The 15,094-nt window shown below is 59.8% G+C and carries 22 protein-coding genes; all 22 read right to left on the reverse strand.

The annotated features are described in order from the left end of the window. Positions 1-12: 12 nt before the first annotated feature. Positions 13-1,623, reverse strand: a complete 1,611-nt coding sequence (gene terL / locus B0E42_RS12945) for a phage terminase large subunit (protein WP_077506545.1) — start codon at positions 1,621-1,623, stop codon at positions 13-15. After that, positions 1,620-2,069, reverse strand: coding sequence for a terminase small subunit (locus tag B0E42_RS12950; protein WP_077506546.1), 450 nt, complete (start codon positions 2,067-2,069; stop codon positions 1,620-1,622). Before B0E42_RS12950 ends, terL begins: the two co-directional genes overlap by 4 nt. A gap of 7 nt (positions 2,070-2,076) precedes the next feature. Next, positions 2,077-2,268 carry a hypothetical protein gene (locus tag B0E42_RS12955; RefSeq protein ID WP_077506547.1) on the reverse strand — a complete coding sequence of 64 codons (192 nt, stop codon included), beginning with the start codon at positions 2,266-2,268 and terminating at the stop codon, positions 2,077-2,079. Continuing rightward, positions 2,265-3,068, reverse strand: a complete 804-nt coding sequence (locus tag B0E42_RS12960; protein ID WP_077506548.1) for a phage tail protein — start codon at positions 3,066-3,068, stop codon at positions 2,265-2,267. The genes B0E42_RS12955 and B0E42_RS12960 overlap by 4 nt, the downstream gene beginning before the upstream one ends. After that, a complete protein-coding gene (locus B0E42_RS12965; RefSeq protein ID WP_077506549.1) occupies positions 3,068-3,727 on the reverse strand; it encodes a DUF2612 domain-containing protein in 660 nt (219 codons plus the stop codon). Before B0E42_RS12965 ends, B0E42_RS12960 begins: the two co-directional genes overlap by 1 nt. Next, a complete protein-coding gene (locus B0E42_RS12970) occupies positions 3,724-4,983 on the reverse strand; it encodes a baseplate J/gp47 family protein (RefSeq protein ID WP_077506550.1) in 1,260 nt (419 codons plus the stop codon). The genes B0E42_RS12965 and B0E42_RS12970 overlap by 4 nt, the downstream gene beginning before the upstream one ends. Next, the gene (locus B0E42_RS12975) at positions 4,983-5,348 is read right to left on the reverse strand and encodes a hypothetical protein (RefSeq protein ID WP_077506551.1); all 366 of its coding nucleotides are present in this window, start codon (positions 5,346-5,348) and stop codon (positions 4,983-4,985) included. The genes B0E42_RS12970 and B0E42_RS12975 overlap by 1 nt, the downstream gene beginning before the upstream one ends. After that, entirely contained in the window at positions 5,345-6,001 is a 657-nt protein-coding gene (locus B0E42_RS12980) for a Gp138 family membrane-puncturing spike protein (RefSeq protein ID WP_139353147.1), read from the reverse strand. The genes B0E42_RS12975 and B0E42_RS12980 overlap by 4 nt, the downstream gene beginning before the upstream one ends. Then, positions 5,998-6,951: a hypothetical protein gene (locus B0E42_RS12985; protein WP_077506553.1), complete on the reverse strand. Its 954-nt coding sequence runs from the start codon at positions 6,949-6,951 to the stop codon at positions 5,998-6,000. The genes B0E42_RS12980 and B0E42_RS12985 overlap by 4 nt, the downstream gene beginning before the upstream one ends. Next, entirely contained in the window at positions 6,944-7,246 is a 303-nt protein-coding gene (locus B0E42_RS12990) for a hypothetical protein (protein WP_077506554.1), read from the reverse strand. The genes B0E42_RS12985 and B0E42_RS12990 overlap by 8 nt, the downstream gene beginning before the upstream one ends. After that, positions 7,243-7,863 (reverse strand): phage baseplate protein, encoded by a 621-nt coding sequence (locus B0E42_RS12995; RefSeq protein ID WP_077506555.1) that lies wholly within the window; start codon positions 7,861-7,863, stop codon positions 7,243-7,245. The genes B0E42_RS12990 and B0E42_RS12995 overlap by 4 nt, the downstream gene beginning before the upstream one ends. Next, on the reverse strand, positions 7,860-9,419 hold the full coding sequence (locus B0E42_RS31295; RefSeq protein WP_077506556.1) for a phage tail tip lysozyme: 1,560 nt from the start codon (positions 9,417-9,419) through the stop codon (positions 7,860-7,862). The genes B0E42_RS12995 and B0E42_RS31295 overlap by 4 nt, the downstream gene beginning before the upstream one ends. A gap of 188 nt (positions 9,420-9,607) precedes the next feature. Continuing rightward, positions 9,608-10,093 carry a phage tail assembly chaperone gene (locus tag B0E42_RS13010; RefSeq protein WP_077506557.1) on the reverse strand — a complete coding sequence of 162 codons (486 nt, stop codon included), beginning with the start codon at positions 10,091-10,093 and terminating at the stop codon, positions 9,608-9,610. Beyond that, positions 10,090-10,494, reverse strand: a complete 405-nt coding sequence (locus tag B0E42_RS13015; RefSeq protein WP_077506558.1) for a hypothetical protein — start codon at positions 10,492-10,494, stop codon at positions 10,090-10,092. Before B0E42_RS13015 ends, B0E42_RS13010 begins: the two co-directional genes overlap by 4 nt. Before the next feature lie 12 nt (positions 10,495-10,506). Beyond that, on the reverse strand, positions 10,507-11,637 hold the full coding sequence (locus B0E42_RS13020) for a DUF3383 family protein (RefSeq protein WP_077506559.1): 1,131 nt from the start codon (positions 11,635-11,637) through the stop codon (positions 10,507-10,509). Next, positions 11,621-12,178, reverse strand: coding sequence for a hypothetical protein (locus B0E42_RS13025; RefSeq protein ID WP_077506560.1), 558 nt, complete (start codon positions 12,176-12,178; stop codon positions 11,621-11,623). The genes B0E42_RS13020 and B0E42_RS13025 overlap by 17 nt, the downstream gene beginning before the upstream one ends. Beyond that, complete coding sequence (locus B0E42_RS13030) at positions 12,171-12,590, reverse strand: hypothetical protein (protein WP_077506561.1); 420 nt, start codon at positions 12,588-12,590, stop codon at positions 12,171-12,173. The genes B0E42_RS13025 and B0E42_RS13030 overlap by 8 nt, the downstream gene beginning before the upstream one ends. Further along, positions 12,590-12,766: a hypothetical protein gene (locus B0E42_RS31125; protein ID WP_168188515.1), complete on the reverse strand. Its 177-nt coding sequence runs from the start codon at positions 12,764-12,766 to the stop codon at positions 12,590-12,592. Before B0E42_RS31125 ends, B0E42_RS13030 begins: the two co-directional genes overlap by 1 nt. After that, positions 12,766-13,263, reverse strand: coding sequence for a hypothetical protein (locus tag B0E42_RS13035; RefSeq protein ID WP_077506562.1), 498 nt, complete (start codon positions 13,261-13,263; stop codon positions 12,766-12,768). The genes B0E42_RS31125 and B0E42_RS13035 overlap by 1 nt, the downstream gene beginning before the upstream one ends. Beyond that, the gene (locus B0E42_RS13040; protein ID WP_077506563.1) at positions 13,260-13,697 is read right to left on the reverse strand and encodes a DUF4054 domain-containing protein; all 438 of its coding nucleotides are present in this window, start codon (positions 13,695-13,697) and stop codon (positions 13,260-13,262) included. The genes B0E42_RS13035 and B0E42_RS13040 overlap by 4 nt, the downstream gene beginning before the upstream one ends. A 61-nt stretch (positions 13,698-13,758) precedes the next feature. Beyond that, positions 13,759-14,103 carry a hypothetical protein gene (locus tag B0E42_RS13045; RefSeq protein WP_077506564.1) on the reverse strand — a complete coding sequence of 115 codons (345 nt, stop codon included), beginning with the start codon at positions 14,101-14,103 and terminating at the stop codon, positions 13,759-13,761. Between the two features lie 9 nt (positions 14,104-14,112). Further along, positions 14,113-15,090, reverse strand: coding sequence for a major capsid family protein (locus tag B0E42_RS13050; RefSeq protein ID WP_077506565.1), 978 nt, complete (start codon positions 15,088-15,090; stop codon positions 14,113-14,115). Positions 15,091-15,094 lie beyond the last annotated feature (4 nt).

Here is a 15,094-nt window from a genome sequence, read left to right on the forward strand (position 1 = left end):
TGTTGGTTGGGGTTAAAGCCAGTTGCCTGAGAAGAAGTCGCCGTTGTTGCTGATGAGCATGTCCGCGACCGCGTCGAACAGGGTGTCCACCTGGTCGTCGAAGTCGTGGGTGTCGTCAGCGGTGAAGGCCGATGCCTCGGTGAGAAACGGCGTTACCCAATCCGTTGAAGCAACAATCTCACCGCGGTGATCCTTGACGTGCTCGATCTTACGACCCTGATCGTCGTAAATGGCCGGCACGAACACTCGGCCCGACTTAAGCCACGGAACAGCGTCCATGCAGCGGGTGACCTTGTTGGCAGCCGGGCCGCGCGGCTGAGACTCTATCGGTATCGCGCCCTTCTTGCTGATGGTCTGGATCAGGCCGGTGCCAGACGACTTGTCCTCGACGCGCATGTATCTAAGGGCGGCAGGTCGGAACTGGTCCCAGTCCTTCCACTTTTGCCACACGCGCAGAGCTTCAGCCTCAAGATCACCTGCGTCCCATTTACCGCGATGCACATCGATCAGGTAGAGGTTTCCGTCCACGCCCAGGCCGCAGTGATTGAAGACCGAAAAGTCGTGCTGCTCGCCGGTCTTCTGCGCGGTGTCGACGTACACGCCGCGCCACACCAGAAACGGCAACTGCTCGTAGGTCTTGAACCAGTCAGCGTCGATCATGCCGCCAGTCAGCGCTACCGGCTCCTGCTGGTACTGGCTGACCATGGTGTAAGGGTCGCGATCCCATAGCGCCATCAGGTCGTCAACCGTCTCCTTGGCGGGCCAGTAAGACCAGTATTCGACGCCGCCGCGGGTGATCGAAGGGCTTCCGAAAACGTCCCGCTCAGCGTGCTCACGGATCTCATCAGGCAGGCTGGCGATGTAATCGCGCGTGACCAGGGCCGGCACCTTGATGTGCGCGAAGTCCAGGCCCATGCCACCCTTGAGCAGGAAGCCCGACACGTCATCGGTGTGCAGGCGCTGCTGCGTGCAGATGACGGGCGTGTCTGGGGATGCCCGCCGGCTGCGCAGGGTGTTTGTAACGATGCGCTGGGCCTTCGCCCGCATTGTTGCGCTGAAGGCGCTGTCGGCCTTCTCCGGGTCATCCAGGTTGATGAAGCCAGTGAAGCCTTCGGATATATAGCCGCCACGCACGCCGGTGATCTGGCCGCCGGTGGATCGGCTGAAGATCTGGTGCTTGTTGCGCCCGCGCTCGTCGGTGATGACCCAGTTGGCCACGTCGGCCTTGCCCAATTCGCACGGCCACAAATTCTGATATTCATCACTGGTGATGATCGACTTGATGCGGTTCGAGTTCTCCTCCACCAGAGCCTTGGAGTAGGAGACGTTGAGCGTGCGCGTCCGGTCGTACATGGTCATGGCGTATGACGGCACATGGATCGACCAGAACTCAGTCTTGGTGCCGCCAGGCGGCATGTTGAAAACGACGTTTTTCAGATCACCGGACAGCACCCTCAGGGCCGTGTGGTCCATGTAGCGGTGGTGCCAGTTGCAGAGCATCTTCATGCCCTGGTTCAACTGGAAAAATACGCGCATGAACGACAGCGGCGAGTGCTCGCTGATGAGTTTTGCTGCTTGTCGTTCCGCGCTGCTCATTACATCCCAGTCGAGCAGCTTGCTCATAGGCAGCCCAGCACGGAGTTCAAGGCCTTCTGGTCAACCGTGACTGTTGAATTGGTTTCAATGGCCGCGCCATTTTTCCCGGTAAGCTCCACGATCTTCTTGTCCAGGCCCAGCAACTTGGCCTTGCCCATGGTTGCCGAGACCGCGGCAGATGTTTGAGGGGTCTCGGCGCCCAGCGCCGCCTTCCTAGCCTCTTCCAGTTCGGCCAGAAGCGTGTCGACGGTGATTTCGTGACGCTCCATGACCTGCTTCCTTAATTCTTCTAGCCTGGCTTGAACCTGGGGCTTCTGCAGAGTGTTGTAGCCTTCGCGACCGATGGTTGCCGTGGCCATGTTTTCCGTGTTGTAGGCGATTCGATAGGACTCAGCAGCATTGGCTGTCTCAACATAGGCAAGACAGAACTTTTCCATCTTGTCGCTGAAGTGACGCTTGCGCTTGCGTTCCATATTTCACCTACGTGTTGATGAGTTTCCACTTGTAGCCGACCCATTTCGGGATCTTTCCGGCAGTGAACAGCGGCGGCTTTACTTCGGTGGTGCGAGCTGGCAACAGCCAGTTATCAACCACCACCGGATCGGCATCGGCCAGGGTTTTGCCTATGTACCAGCCTTCTTCGTCGTATTGGTAAACGGTCTTCTGTCTCATAAGTATCGAATCCAGCGAACTTGCGCCAAGTTGATCGGCCGGGCTTCGTCACCGCCCGAGCTCTGCGTGGAAATGTCGCCCGTCCTGCTGCCCTGAACGTCCGCAGTTACGGCGTATGCCCCACCAGTATTATCGAACCCAGTAGAACCCCAAGACTCGATATTGTGGGTGTGGCTCTTGTTCTGGCTCTGCTCGACAGCATTGCCAAGCATGCGACCACTGTTGATCCCGCGACCTTCATCAAGGCATCTTGGGAAAACGCCGCGCCAGTCAGGAAGCCGGAACTGCGTGCTCAGTTCGCCGCCCGTGTTATAGGTTGTGCCAATTTTGTCAAACAATTTTGGGTAAGCCGAACGCAACAACAGGCTTCCGTTACACTTCAGCCAGCCAGGGTCAGGGCTTCCGTTATGGGCGACATCCTTGTATTCGCCAACACTGAATGCCGAATACAGAAATTGTCCGATTTGACGCCAATAGCCCGTACTTGAAACCGGGTTGTTATTTGCGTTGTTATCTTCTGTCGACTCATAGTAATAACCATCTGTCGCGTAGCATGGGGCTCCAAGACCATAGATGGCCTGCGGGTGCCAAGCCATTGCACCTTTTCGCTCGATGTCCTGAAGTGCGCTATCGACACGGTTATGCCACCAGTTTTCTTGGCCGGCTGGCGGCGCATCTTTGTCCTGTCCACCCTCCCATCCAGTGCTGATACGCACATCGCCAGGGGCCTTGAAGGAGTTCAGATTGTCTTCGGACTCAACGCCTTGAGCCCACCGTGTATTGAAGGGCTGTCTTGACATCAGGCTAAATCTCCAGGAAGGGTGAAGTTCGCGTATTCATAAATGTGCGAAGAAGAAGCTTCGATTTCGTCGATGCTGATTGGAAGAACAAAAATCTCGCCAATCCTCGTCCCTTGCGGTCGCGGGATAATGTCGAAGTTCTCAATCAGGTACAGGGTGGTATTGTCCAGTTCCGAGGCGACACCGATATCAAACGACTTGTCGCCGTTGCTGGCCAGTGCCGTGACCTTTACTCCGATAATGATCTCCAGGAGCTGGATAATGCTGTCGGCCGTACCGTCGCTGATATTCCTGGCGATCTTCGCCTTGATCAGTTTCCGGTAGAGATCATTATTTAACGGTAAATCAGATGATCCGCCATCTCCGATATAGGGGGCAACGTTGTAGTTTGTGTAGCTGTCATTCCCGGAATAGCCAAAAACATCAAACTCAGCCGCGCGCAGTATTGGTCGTGCGACACCAACAATCCGCCCGATCACATCAAGCATTTCGCCGGAAACCGTGTCCACGTCGTAGCTGCCGTAGACCTGATCAAGAGCGCCCTCAAGATGGTCATTGGCAATTTCCGGCGTTATGGTCAACCACCGAACCATCCGCTGCTTATCGCGGTACTCATTGATGATGCGCGACTTGGCGCGCTCTACGTGGTCCATGATCATGGAAGCACCGTTATCGCAATGTTTTCAGCGTCGAAGGTGGCGATTTGTGAAATGGTTGGCTGGATCGGCGTGAGACCCTGCGCCAGAGCGGTAAGGCCAATCGTCAGCGAGGTGATGTAGCTGTCGCCATACAGGCCGAGCACCTTGTTGACCGGCGTGTACAGGCGCCCAGGCGGAACCTTCTCACCGATGTCATAGCCCCCACGGTTGAATCCTGTGGTTGTCTCGCCACTGAAGAGGCTGCGCGTCGAGTCGGCAATAACCGCCTCCCTCACAAGGTCTTCGATGTTCGACGGAAGATCGCCCTCTTTTTGAATCGTGATTTCCGCGAAAATGGGAAGCCCGGTGGCGCGTTGAAAGGTCATCACGCTCTTGTTCCCGGTGACGGGAGATACCACATCGACCTTCACGCCATTGGCGCCAGGCGCATCTACCCAGGTGTCAGTCTTTGCGTCGTAGCGCGGCAGCATTGGCGTGCCAGGGTTGTGCTTCTGGTACATGGCCAGGCCGATGTCGGCATCCGATCCGCCGTTCACAATCACGGCGATCCCGGTGTAGGGCACGCCATCAGAGTCGAAAGGTGAGACGCTGCTGTTCTCCAGGACCATGACATCAGTCACTCCAGACACGCTTGCGATGTTCGCGTGCATGTTGTCGCGCATGTTGCTGCCGGCCCGGGAAACCCCGTCAGCCCTTCGAATCCTGAAGTCTTCGTCGCTCTCTGCCGGGACCCCGGCCGCCGCTTCTCCATTCGTGACAGAGGCCCAGCCGCTGATCGGCGTGCCGATTATGGTTAGCTCGCCTGGTGAGGCCAGGACCCGGCCTGACGTGGTGCAGGTAACAAAGCCGTTCGCGGTCTGCCCGATGCCGATAACGATCGTTGCCGTTGTCAGCCAGAGGGTGTTGTCGATCCGGCTGCGGACCTGGGATCCTGCCGGGATAGTAGCGCTGGTTTGGCCTGTAACAGTGATCGGAGCGACCGAGTAGGTGGCGTCACGGATCGGTATGCCTGAGATTTTTCCGATGTTGCGGAGAGCCTCGCCGGTGGCGCTGTCCGGGTCCTTGCTGCGATACGCCGCAACCACCGCTTCGTCCAGGTTGGTGAGCAGCTCGGCTTCGATACCGATGCGCTGGCCGTCCGGGCTGTCTGCGTCGATATTCCACTCGGGATCAATCGCGAGCGTTTTTTCCTCGATATCGGCCAGGTATTCGTTCAGCGAGCGGCCGGTGATGCCTTGATCAGTGATTTGTGCCATTAGACGATCGCCTGGACGTAGTTGATTTCGATGCTATCGCCAGAAGTGCTGACGATTGACGCGTTCACGGTGAGCTCGCGCGTGGCGATGTCTGTGGTCAGGCTGAAGGCCGTCATGCCGGCGCACCCGGGGGCAAGCAGGATTCGACGGCGGATCACCGACTCTCTCGACGCAAGTACCGATCCTTTGCCAAGCACGCTCCCAAACCAGTCCGTGCCGTCCGTGGTGTCCAGGAACCATTCGCCCAGGAAGAACTTCAGCCTGGTCAGTACGTTTTGCGCCACCTCTTCAGCGGTGTAGCCGGTTAGGAACTCTTCGCCGCCCATCGCCAGGTCGCCATCAGCGTCCAGTTTTCGTACCGTCATGGGTTCACCACTCCAGAGTTTCCGCTGCCCGACTGGACGCCGTTGTGGGTGTGGGTCTTGCCGATGTTCACGCCCTGGTTGTGGATGGTGGTCATGGTGGTGACGGCCTGTTCAAAGTTTACGGGGCACTTTACGTTCAGCGCGACGCCGCCGATTTCCAGAGACTTGTCGTCGTGAATCCAGAAATAGGCCGAGCCGTCATTGCTGCGCAGGCGGATGCCGTCGTTGGAGAAATCAGCGATCGCGCCGGGGATCGATCGCACGCCCGGGATGAAGTAGGCGTCATTGATCGAGAACCGCCGCGGCTCCGACTTCACCGCCACACCACCCTGGTCGACCCAGGAGTCGATGCATTCTTGGGAGAAGAACAGAACGCCCTCGGTGTTATTGGCAACTCGGCATTCCAGCGTGCCGCCGGCGGCGCCCCAGAATTGAACCGGGACATGGATGATTGGCCGGCGGGGCTGCTGCACGCCTAGGCGGTCTTCCAGCATCAGGCCGATCTGCACTTCAGCCATCTGCGTGGCAGGGTCGAAGCTCAGGACATGCCCGGGAACGCTGGTGCGCATGTTGTCTTTCAGGTACTCACCGAATATCCCGCGCAGCATTTTGGAGTACTCGGCCTGCGTTCTTGAGGAGAGCGGATCACTCATCGGGTTGCCCTTTGTGAAATACCGGCCTGGGCCGCCGCACTGAGGCGTAGGCAACTGATCTGGCTTTCCCACTGGTCGCCGTGAGAGTCCCCGGCGAACACCAGCGAGTTGATCTTGTAGTAGCCCTCACCGATCGTGCGTGGCACGTCGTAGAAGAACGCCCCGGAGAACTCGAAGCGCGGCGCCATGGACTCAAGCTTGATCGTGTCGCCCAGCTTTATCTTTGGGTTCAGGGTGTAGCGGATGCCGACCTCGGTGTCGCTGACCACCGGGGAGCCGATCATCCCAGTGCCGGCGCTGATGACGTAGACCTGGTTATCCAGTGCGAAGTCGCGCTTGATGATCTTGATCGCGCCGTTCTCGACCATCCAGTCGAAGGCGAAGGTCTCGCCCAGTTCGTTCATGCAGGCGGTGGGGCTGCCCTGCAAAACCGTTCCGCGCGACCGGCGCTTCAATTCCGAGAAATCCCCGTAGAACTGGATCTCGGCACCGAACACCGAAGCGCATTCCTCGATGATCTGGACGGGATCGGTTTCCGGCGACAGGGTGAGGTTGATCAGGTTCTGGTCGCGCTCCTTGGCGGAGGATTTGCAGAAAAAGCGAATGCCCTTGGTGGCGCCACCGTCTTCCAGGTGCCGCTGCACGTTGACGATCTGCCCGACAAAGACCGCGCCGAACAGGTCACCGTAGCCAGCCTCCAGCGAAATGAACTGGTAGCGCTTGCTGATTCCGTCGCCGAGCATTTGCCGTTGAGCCTGGAGCGATACGTTGTAGATGGTGATCTCGGCCACGCTGAACGCGCCGCCAGCGAAGTGGGTGGCCTGAAACGTGATGCGCAGGCCGTCGTTATCTCCGGGAACAATCTCACCGACCCGCATCTGGTAGATGCGAGTTCCGGTATCGCGCCCCAGCTTGAGCCGGTAGCTGCGCAGGAAGATTTCATCACTCATCGGACCACACCAAAACGTTATCGATGCCCAGGTTCTCAGGCGTGGCAAGGTCGCCCTCCAGGACCAGCGACCCGTAGGCAACGGCCGGCGGCGGGTAAATTCCAGCCAGAAGGTTGACGTTTGGCAGAAGGAACCTACCCATCGTGAGAGGCGCGCCCAGGGCGGTCAGGATGTTCACGCGGAACACTTCAAGCCTTGCCATCCACTGCAGCTCAATCGTCACGGTGTTTTTCCCAAGGCGCGCGGTGAAGGTCTGGGCCGGAAGTGCCTGTACGGCTACGCTGTAACGGCTCATGGCATTACCTCTACTGCTGCATCACCGGTGGAGACCATCGGCGCGCCTTGGGTGGACACGGTATCGTTCTGCATGAGCTGGTCAGCCGATGCGACCCCACGACCAACCGTGGAGCGCACGATTCGAACCTGTTGAAGCTCGGCGATAAACACCAGGCCATCCTCGTTCTCGGGCCTCGTACGCTCATCCAGACGGACGAGCAGCATGTCGCGCATGATCTCCTTGCCGGTGTCCAGGTCGAACCTGGCGCGGGCCTCCAGGAGCGCGGTCAGTGACGCCCAGGCCGTAGAGGCCCTGGTATCGTCGCCGCCAGAGAGCAGGTAAGCGGACACGGCGCTGATCGCCGCCCCACCAACGCCACCCACGACTGTTGCCAGCGCGCCGGCGCCCATCATCCCGATGTCATCCAGGCCAAGGCCGAGAGGGCTGTTGGAAACCGCTCCAGTCAGCAGGTAGCGATTCGGCAGGAGGATTGCGTGGTCATTGGTGTTGGCGCCGAACTCGACCGGGTACTGCGTCAGACTGATTGCCTTGCTGGTGATTCCTTCGAGCTTTGCGTCGAACTCCAGCGGCCCGATCTTTGGCAGCGTCTTGGTGAAGATGCTCATCAGGCTCATAGTTCAGGGCTCTTGAAATCCTGCATGGTCTGCTCGGTCATCATGCCCATTTGCTCGTTGAGCACCTGCTTGACCTTTTCGGTGTCCGCGCCATTGATGTGATACACGCGGTTGTCGGTGTAGCCGGCGGCACGATCGCCACGGCTTGCCGCCTCGCGGTCCCTCGCCACGTCGTCAATCCCTGGCCGCTCATACTCTCGAGACACGATTGCTGCAGCGTCGTAGGAGCTGGTGGCAGTGCGCAGGCTCTTGCCGGCAGCGCGCTCATTGCCCTTGGTGAGTTCGTGTTGGATGAACTCAAGCTGCTCGGCGCCGGTAGAGTTGCGGATGTCCTTGCCGTACTGCTTGGCGAACTCCGCTTGCCGGTCCGGGTGCCACTGGGCGAGACCGTAGGCCTGGCCGCCGTCACCTGATGCGTTCGCCTTGAACCCGCTTTCCTGCTCCAGGTTGGCGGCAATCCCTTCAGCCTGGTCCTGAGTCCAGCCTTTCGACATGAAGTAGTCGACTACCGCAGCAACCGCCTCACCGCCGCCTTTCTTCAGGCGGCTGTTCAGCAGGTCGGTGTCTTCGCCGACGTTGAGGCTGCTCGAGTACAGAAGGGCCGCAGCGCCTACTCCGGCCACGCCGGCCATGGAGACACCGGCACCGGCACCGGCAGCCGCAGCGCCGCCAGCAGCACCAGCACTTGCCGCGCCGAGACCAACCACGGCGCGCAGGGCTGCCAAGCCTTTCAGTGCCCCGGCTCCGCCCATGAGGATCAGTGCCGCCGAAACCAGCTCGATATTGTCGGCCAGACCTCCGAAGAACTCCTTCAGGCCAGAGTCGATCAAATCCTTGTTGTCGCGGTAGAAGGCCACGAAGTCCTCGGCCATTTCCGCGAAGGCAGGGGTCAGCTCGCCGGCGATGGTATTGCCGATGTCGGTGAACACCTGGTCAAGCTCGCTGGTGGCGTGCGTCAGCCGGGCGGCGTCCTCGATCTGCTTCTGGGTCATCAGGGCGAGCTTGCCGCGCGAGTCCAATTGCTTCTCTACTTCGTCGCGGCCACGCATCAGCAGCCGCACGGTGGAATCGTCCAGGCCAAGGGCTTGGCCTGCCAGGCGCTGGTTGAGGGCGCTCATGTGCTCGAACTCGCCAGCAATCCCGGCCAGGGCCTCGGCAGTGCTCTGTGCACCAATGATCACATCAGGGTTGAGGCCAAGCTTTGCGACATCGCCGAACCACCCCGTGTCGCCGGTGATGGGGGACGCCATCAGGTCCTGGATCTTCTTCATTGCCGCGAAGGCGTCCGAGGCGTTGCCGCCCTGAGCTTTGAGCGCCTGACCGAGCATCTGCACATTCTGCGTGCTCATGCCGGTCAGCTTGTTGAAGTTATTCAACTCGGTGCCAGCGCTTTTGAAGTCGCCCACCACCTTGTCGATGGCAAGCTTGCCCGCCAGGGCGGCGCCGAGCTGTAAAGCCGATTTGGTCAGGCCGCCGAAAGCCGCGTCAGCCTTCTGAAAAGACTTTTCGTCAACCTTCATGCCCAGGGCTATAAGAAACGATTCGAGCACCTTCACGGGCCGGCTCCTTGAAAAACAAAAAGCCCCGCATGAGCAGGGCTATTTCTGATTGTTTGCGGTAGCCAGGTGGCGCGCGTAGATCATTTCATCCATGACCAGGTTCGCCCGCTTGACCCAGCCGAGCGAATAGGTGCCGTCCGTGAGGTCTCGATACGTGCAGAGCGGCGGGCACAGGCCCGGAATCCCTACGCAGGGACGCCAGAGCTCCCAGTCGACGGCTGGGTTGATTCGTTCTCCTGACTCGAATCCGGCGCCTCGGCTGAAGCGGTAGATTTCTGGAAGAGGGTCAGGAGTCCGGAAAAATCCTCGAAGGTGACCCCGAGAGCCAGCACCACGATGGTGAAGTAGGTCTTCAGCCGTCCGGAGAAATCTTCAAGGGTCAGCGGCGTAGAGGATCCTTCCTTGAACAGCTTGCCCAGCAGCGAGTCGCAGATGAAGTTGAAGTCATCCTCGGGCATCCGGGCCAGCATGCTGCCAACGATGCCGCCGGCGACCGCCACCGAAGAATTAGCACCGATCTCGGCCAAGGCCAGGCCGCGAATCATCGGCTCCACGCCGTACTTTCCCAGACGGAACAGGATCGCGCGCTGCTTCTCCGCGCTAGGCATGGCGAACCGGTAGGTCACACCCTCGTGCTCGACGGTGCGAATGTAGGCTTCTGCCGAACTCATACGATCACGCCTTTGTTGAATTCCATGATGAAGGTCGCGTCATTCATGCCAGGGCCGCCACGGGCCATTGACTTGCCGCGAGTTGCAACTCCCTCGCTGAACACCGCACCTTCCAGGCCTGCGATCGAGGCGTAGGACCCGGAGATTTCAGCTTTAGCAGTGATCTGCGATTGCAAGGCCAGGGCTTGCGGACTTCCGGGCATCAGATTCACCGTCAGGCGTAGGCCTGGGTTCTTGCGGTGGAAGCGCACAGCGTTCCCCCCAAGCCCGCGGCTAAGGTTCGCCACATCATCGATGTGCTCGACGGTGAACGGCGGGTCAGTGCGACCCCAGTCGTCCAGAACGCCAACGCCAGTGATGACCACGATGGTGTTTTCTACAGAAAGATCAGCTAAAGACATTTTCAGCGCCCCTTATTCAACTTGAACCGTCACGTCGACGGCATGGATGGCGCCGGCACGGAACAGACGCATAATGATCGGCGCGGCCTGGCGATCAGCTCGCTCTGCATCGGTGATGTTGCGGATGTCTTCGGCCTTGGTCAGTACTTCATAACCGCGGCTCAGGACCTGTTCACCGGTTTCATCGCTCGGGTAGAAGCGCTCGCCCAGGTAGCCGTTGTCGATGAAGCGCTCGCCGATCTGCGAGGCCGCATCGATCAACACTTGTTGGCCGGCGGCAGTCTGGCGCAGCTTGGTCGGCACCTTGGTCAGCGCGTTGTACAGGTTGATGGTCAGGTAGTTGACGAAAGCATCGAGGTTGAATACGTCGTCGATGAACTCGCCGAAGGTCGACGTGGACTTCGAGTTGATAACCCGGCCCATATCTCTTTCGCCACCGGTCTCCACCACCGTGTAGAACACGGCGCCTTTCTGCTTCATCGCAGAGTAGGCGGTCTGGGTCAGGTCTTCGGCGTCGATACCTGGCAGCTTCTTGAATTCGCCAGTGATGGTCGAGTTCGCTGCGTTGAAGTTGACCCGACTGAACACCGCAGCAAGCTCGAAGCCCGCGTAGAGCTCAGTGGCATGGCTGACGATGAACATCCGGCGCGATCCTTGGACAAACGCCTTGCTCACGATATCCGTGGTGACCGCTGGATCGCGCACAGTGGCCTGGTTGGTGGTGAAGGCCAGGAACTTACCGGCAGCGTCAGCTGCCTCGACCAGCGCAAGGACGTCCGCATCAACGGCCCGGATCGAGGTTTCGAACTCGAACCAGTAGAACCAGATGCGCTTGTTGATGGCGTCGTTGAAGGATTGAACGGCGGTGTCCAGCTCGACGCGCAGGTAGATGCGCAGCGATTTAGGCTTTGGCAGGGCCGAGAACCAGGCCAGGGCCGCCTTGTATGGGTCGGACGCAATGTCGAAGTCCACGGCCACCGCAGCGGCTGAGCCGTAATCGCGATAGGTGCCTTCGACAAAGCCAACATCGCTGGACGAATCGAAGTCAGCGAAGATCATGCCCGCGCCGAAGTTGGCAGTGCCAAGGCCGGCCGAACTGATCAGCGTGTCGATGTTGATGATGCTTTCAGCCGGATAAGCCATTTACTTCCCCTTGCGCGACGGCGCCAGATTGTTCGGTTTCCACGGAGAAGCCCGCGCGATAGATCCGCTGGATGCGGTCCTCGGCAATGGATTCGCCATACAGATAGAGGGTGAGCTGGGCGCGTTCTTCCATGGCCGCCTGATACAGGCCGGTCAGGTTGTTGATTGGTGACACGCGGGACCACCCAAGCTTTGCGGTGCGCAGAATGGTTTTCACCAGCTCGCGCTTGTTTGCTTCGCACAGTGCGGCGGCATACATCACGGCGCCGGCCCGGTAGAAGTTGATGCTGAAACCCAGCGTGAACTGGGTGGCGACCTTGGCGATGATGTCCTCGTATTGAGGGTCATCCAGGGCCGGGACGTTGGTTTGCGAGTTGAGCGCCTGACCCCATTGCTCGGGATTTTGCAGGCGCACGGCGCAGTAGCTGCCGGTCGGGGCGTCGATCCCGTTATCGCCGATGATCACCTTGTTTGCCGGTAGCCCGGTCACCGCTACAACGACATTGCACACGGCCTTCGATAGCGCTTTGACGTCAAGCATCTGTGATGCCCTCCAGTCGTGCGATCTCAGCCGGGTCCAGTTTGGCGACAACGGCGCGGCAGAAGTTGTGCCAGGGCCGATAATCAGTCGCGATGGACTTCCACCATGTGGCCGGCTTGTCGGGCGTCTCGGCGAAGACCAGGATGTCGGCCAGCTTGCCCGGGGTGGAGACCTCGATCCCCTTGCCGTCATTGCGGTGAATCACCCGTACGTCGTTGATGCGCTCGGCGCCGATCTGGAGGAATTCGATCTCCTTGTCGCTCACCGGCTGCACGTTGGCGTTGAATGTGTCGGTGTAGCTGATGGTCAGGACCGGCTCGAAGTCGACGATCTCGCTGGTGTAGCGGTTCAGGACGACGCCCGGGTGCGTGACGAATGGCCCGCTGACGTGGCCGCGCATGTTGAGGCCCATCAGGATTTCGCCCAGTCGAGCAGCTCCTGGTCATCCAGGCGCCCAGCAGTAAAACGAAGGTTTGGCGAGCTATCTCGATCCATCTGCTTGATGCATTCCAACTCTTCGTCTTCGAACATCACAGAAATGGGCTGGTCCTCGGCGGAATACCATGTATCGCCAATTTTGACTTTCATCACAGACCCTCTTCGAGTTGTTCGCCGGTGTCGTCGATGACGTAGCGGATGGATTGGCGCAGCGCACCGGTGTCTATCAGCGGGTTGTCCGACCCCTTGGCCGCGATGGTTGATGCGGCGTTGGGCGGGGTTCGGAGTTCGGTTATTTCCTGCTTGACGTGCCCTTCGGCCAAGTTGCCCATTTGCTCGAGCAAGGTGGTCATGGTCATGGACCCGGAAAGCACCTTCGGAATCATCACCTCGGCCAGGCGCTGGTACTGCGGCGCGCCCTTGGTGATGGCCGGCACCAGGAAGGGCCGCTCGGGGATAACCCCATCAGCCGATCCGAAGTTGTTCACTGCGGCCACGGTCGCGATGGTCAGGCCGTCCTCGTAGGTTCCCGCACCCTTCGGCACGCCGACGAGAACACGAGTGTGCCCCTCAAGGCGCTTGGCAAGGTCCTTCAGGGCTTGCTCTACCTGCTGAGTGTTAACCAGGCTGACGGTTGGCTCGATCATACGCAGATCGCTCCCATGCCAGCCCGCGAGCGCAGGTGCAGGTACTCGACTCCGTATGGAGTAAGGGCCAGGGCCGCTTCCCACGTCGTCAGGCTGTTGTTGGCTGCCGGGATGGCGTAGGACACCGACTCATCCCGCACGCCCTTGCTGGCGACTGCGTAGGGGGTCGATGCGCTGCCGTCTTCGGTCGTCGCGTCGGTTGTCGCTTTGTTCCAGGTCAGGTAGTGCGCCGCCAGGGCGAACCAGCCACGCTGGAAGAATGAGTAGGGCTTGTAGTCGCCCCAGTTCGCACAGCCGCCAAACTCGCCGCGTGCGATGTACAGCGCCCGGGTGATCTTGGTATCAGACCAGACGGCGCTGTCGGAAAATTCTTCGTAGAACGCTCGGAAGTCCACAATGATCTCCGGCGTCACTTCAATGGTAAGTTCGGCCACGGGTCAGACTCCAGAATGAAACAACCCCGCACTGGGCGGGGCTATTTGGGTTTTGCTCAGATCACTCTTTCGGAGGGATCTGCTTTTTCAGCTCTTCGACTTGAGCCAGCAGCGCTTCTTTCTCGCTGCCAAAGGTAGCCAGTTGAGCCCGGAGGGTTTCGACTTCGGCAGACAGCGCCGCAATCTGGTCCGCACCGTCATCCATGAGCGCCGGCGCGCCGGAGACCAGAATGCCGTGCTCCTCCCACAGCGAGCCCTCGGCGAAATCAGCTTGCTCTGGGGTGGTTTGCTCACCAGCCCCAACAGTGCTGCCGTCGCCCAGGATCACCGGGTTCTTGCTGACGTTGGTCCAGACCGTCGCTTCCGACGAAGAGGATTCACTGGTTTGCTTTTTCTTCGCAGCCATGTGACCTCCTTAAACGCCGTCAACGTACAGGTGGGACATCGGAACACGCAGCTCGGTACCAGCAGTGCGCACCACGCCAGCAGCCTCGAACTTCAGGCCGCCATGCGTCGGGATCGGTGCGTTCAGGGTGAACGGCATCGGCAGGTGAAACTTGGCGAACTGGGCATTCTTGGTGTAGACCATCATCCGGTTGACGCCGCCCACGCCGGCGGTGGCCGCCTGCAGGATTGGCTCGATGGTGATGTTCAGCACCCGCTCCAGGTAGCTGATCAGAGTTTCCGCAGTGTTCGGGATACGGAAGGTGACCAACAGGCCGTACTCGGTCAGCGGCAGCAGGATATGCGTCGGGCGGAAGATCGAGTTGGTCTGAGTGCTGTACACGCGAAGGATCGCGTTGTTCAGCAGGGTCAGGATCTCGTTTGCCGCCGTTTCACCGCCGCCAGCCAGGATTGCCGCGATGGTCTTGTTCGCGCCGCCCAGCAGGGTGCCGGTAGCCACGACGGGGACGCCTGGGTACTTCAGCAGTCCACCGGTAGCCAGCGAAGGCCAGCGCGCATCACCTACGAAAGCAACGCGGTCAAGCCACTGCTCGGTCAGGGTGCGGGTCGCGATTGGCTTCTCGGCCAGATAGTTGATGGCACCGCCGAAGCCGACGGTATTCGCCATCTCCTGGGCCTTGCCGACTTCGATCTGGCTGTAGGCATAGCCCAGGCCAGCCTGGACCACGTCCACACCGCCGACCTTGGCCGCGATCTCGGCCAGAGGGAAGTCGTGCGAGGTGTCACCGATTGGCGCCGGCTCACCCTTGTAGTCGAGCACCTTGAAGGCGATCGATTCAACGTAGTCAGGGGCCGAGGTGTCCACCGACAGGATCGATGGGTATTTGATTTCCGGGTATGGCTGGCGCAGGACTTCCTGTTCAACGTAGGTCAGTTGACCAATCAGGAAGCCCAGTTGCGCCTGGGGGGAAGCGTCGAAAGTCTTCATTCGA

This window comes from Pseudomonas sp. A25(2017) (genome assembly GCF_002001065.1).
GTDB classification, from domain to species: Bacteria; Pseudomonadota; Gammaproteobacteria; order Pseudomonadales; family Pseudomonadaceae; genus Aquipseudomonas; species Aquipseudomonas kilonensis.

Bases quoted from the DNA above. Each gene is read 5' to 3' on its own strand.
- B0E42_RS13025 (WP_077506560.1), bottom strand. From the start codon at position 12,178: ATGCTTGACGTCAAAGCGCTATCGAAGGCCGTGTGCAATGTCGTTGTA.
- B0E42_RS12980 (WP_139353147.1), bottom strand. From the start codon at position 6,001: ATGAGTGATCCGCTCTCCTCAAGAACGCAGGCCGAGTACTCCAAAATG.
- B0E42_RS12985 (WP_077506553.1), bottom strand. From the start codon at position 6,951: ATGAGTGATGAAATCTTCCTGCGCAGCTACCGGCTCAAGCTGGGGCGC.
- B0E42_RS13015 (WP_077506558.1), bottom strand. From the start codon at position 10,494: ATGTCTTTAGCTGATCTTTCTGTAGAAAACACCATCGTGGTCATCACT.
- B0E42_RS13020 (WP_077506559.1), bottom strand. From the start codon at position 11,637: ATGGCTTATCCGGCTGAAAGCATCATCAACATCGACACGCTGATCAGT.
- B0E42_RS12970 (WP_077506550.1), bottom strand. From the start codon at position 4,983: ATGGCACAAATCACTGATCAAGGCATCACCGGCCGCTCGCTGAACGAA.
- B0E42_RS12960 (WP_077506548.1), bottom strand. From the start codon at position 3,068: ATGTCAAGACAGCCCTTCAATACACGGTGGGCTCAAGGCGTTGAGTCC.
- B0E42_RS12995 (WP_077506555.1), bottom strand. From the start codon at position 7,863: ATGAGCCTGATGAGCATCTTCACCAAGACGCTGCCAAAGATCGGGCCG.
- B0E42_RS13045 (WP_077506564.1), bottom strand. From the start codon at position 14,103: ATGGCTGCGAAGAAAAAGCAAACCAGTGAATCCTCTTCGTCGGAAGCG.
- B0E42_RS13035 (WP_077506562.1), bottom strand. From the start codon at position 13,263: ATGATCGAGCCAACCGTCAGCCTGGTTAACACTCAGCAGGTAGAGCAA.
- B0E42_RS12990 (WP_077506554.1), bottom strand. From the start codon at position 7,246: ATGAGCCGTTACAGCGTAGCCGTACAGGCACTTCCGGCCCAGACCTTC.
- B0E42_RS12965 (WP_077506549.1), bottom strand. From the start codon at position 3,727: ATGATCATGGACCACGTAGAGCGCGCCAAGTCGCGCATCATCAATGAG.
- B0E42_RS12975 (WP_077506551.1), bottom strand. From the start codon at position 5,348: ATGACGGTACGAAAACTGGACGCTGATGGCGACCTGGCGATGGGCGGC.
- B0E42_RS12950 (WP_077506546.1), bottom strand. From the start codon at position 2,069: ATGGAACGCAAGCGCAAGCGTCACTTCAGCGACAAGATGGAAAAGTTC.
- terL (WP_077506545.1), bottom strand. From the start codon at position 1,623: ATGAGCAAGCTGCTCGACTGGGATGTAATGAGCAGCGCGGAACGACAA.
- B0E42_RS13030 (WP_077506561.1), bottom strand. From the start codon at position 12,590: ATGGGCCTCAACATGCGCGGCCACGTCAGCGGGCCATTCGTCACGCAC.
- B0E42_RS31125 (WP_168188515.1), bottom strand. From the start codon at position 12,766: ATGAAAGTCAAAATTGGCGATACATGGTATTCCGCCGAGGACCAGCCC.
- B0E42_RS12955 (WP_077506547.1), bottom strand. From the start codon at position 2,268: ATGAGACAGAAGACCGTTTACCAATACGACGAAGAAGGCTGGTACATA.
- B0E42_RS13050 (WP_077506565.1), bottom strand. From the start codon at position 15,090: ATGAAGACTTTCGACGCTTCCCCCCAGGCGCAACTGGGCTTCCTGATT.
- B0E42_RS13010 (WP_077506557.1), bottom strand. From the start codon at position 10,093: ATGAGTTCGGCAGAAGCCTACATTCGCACCGTCGAGCACGAGGGTGTG.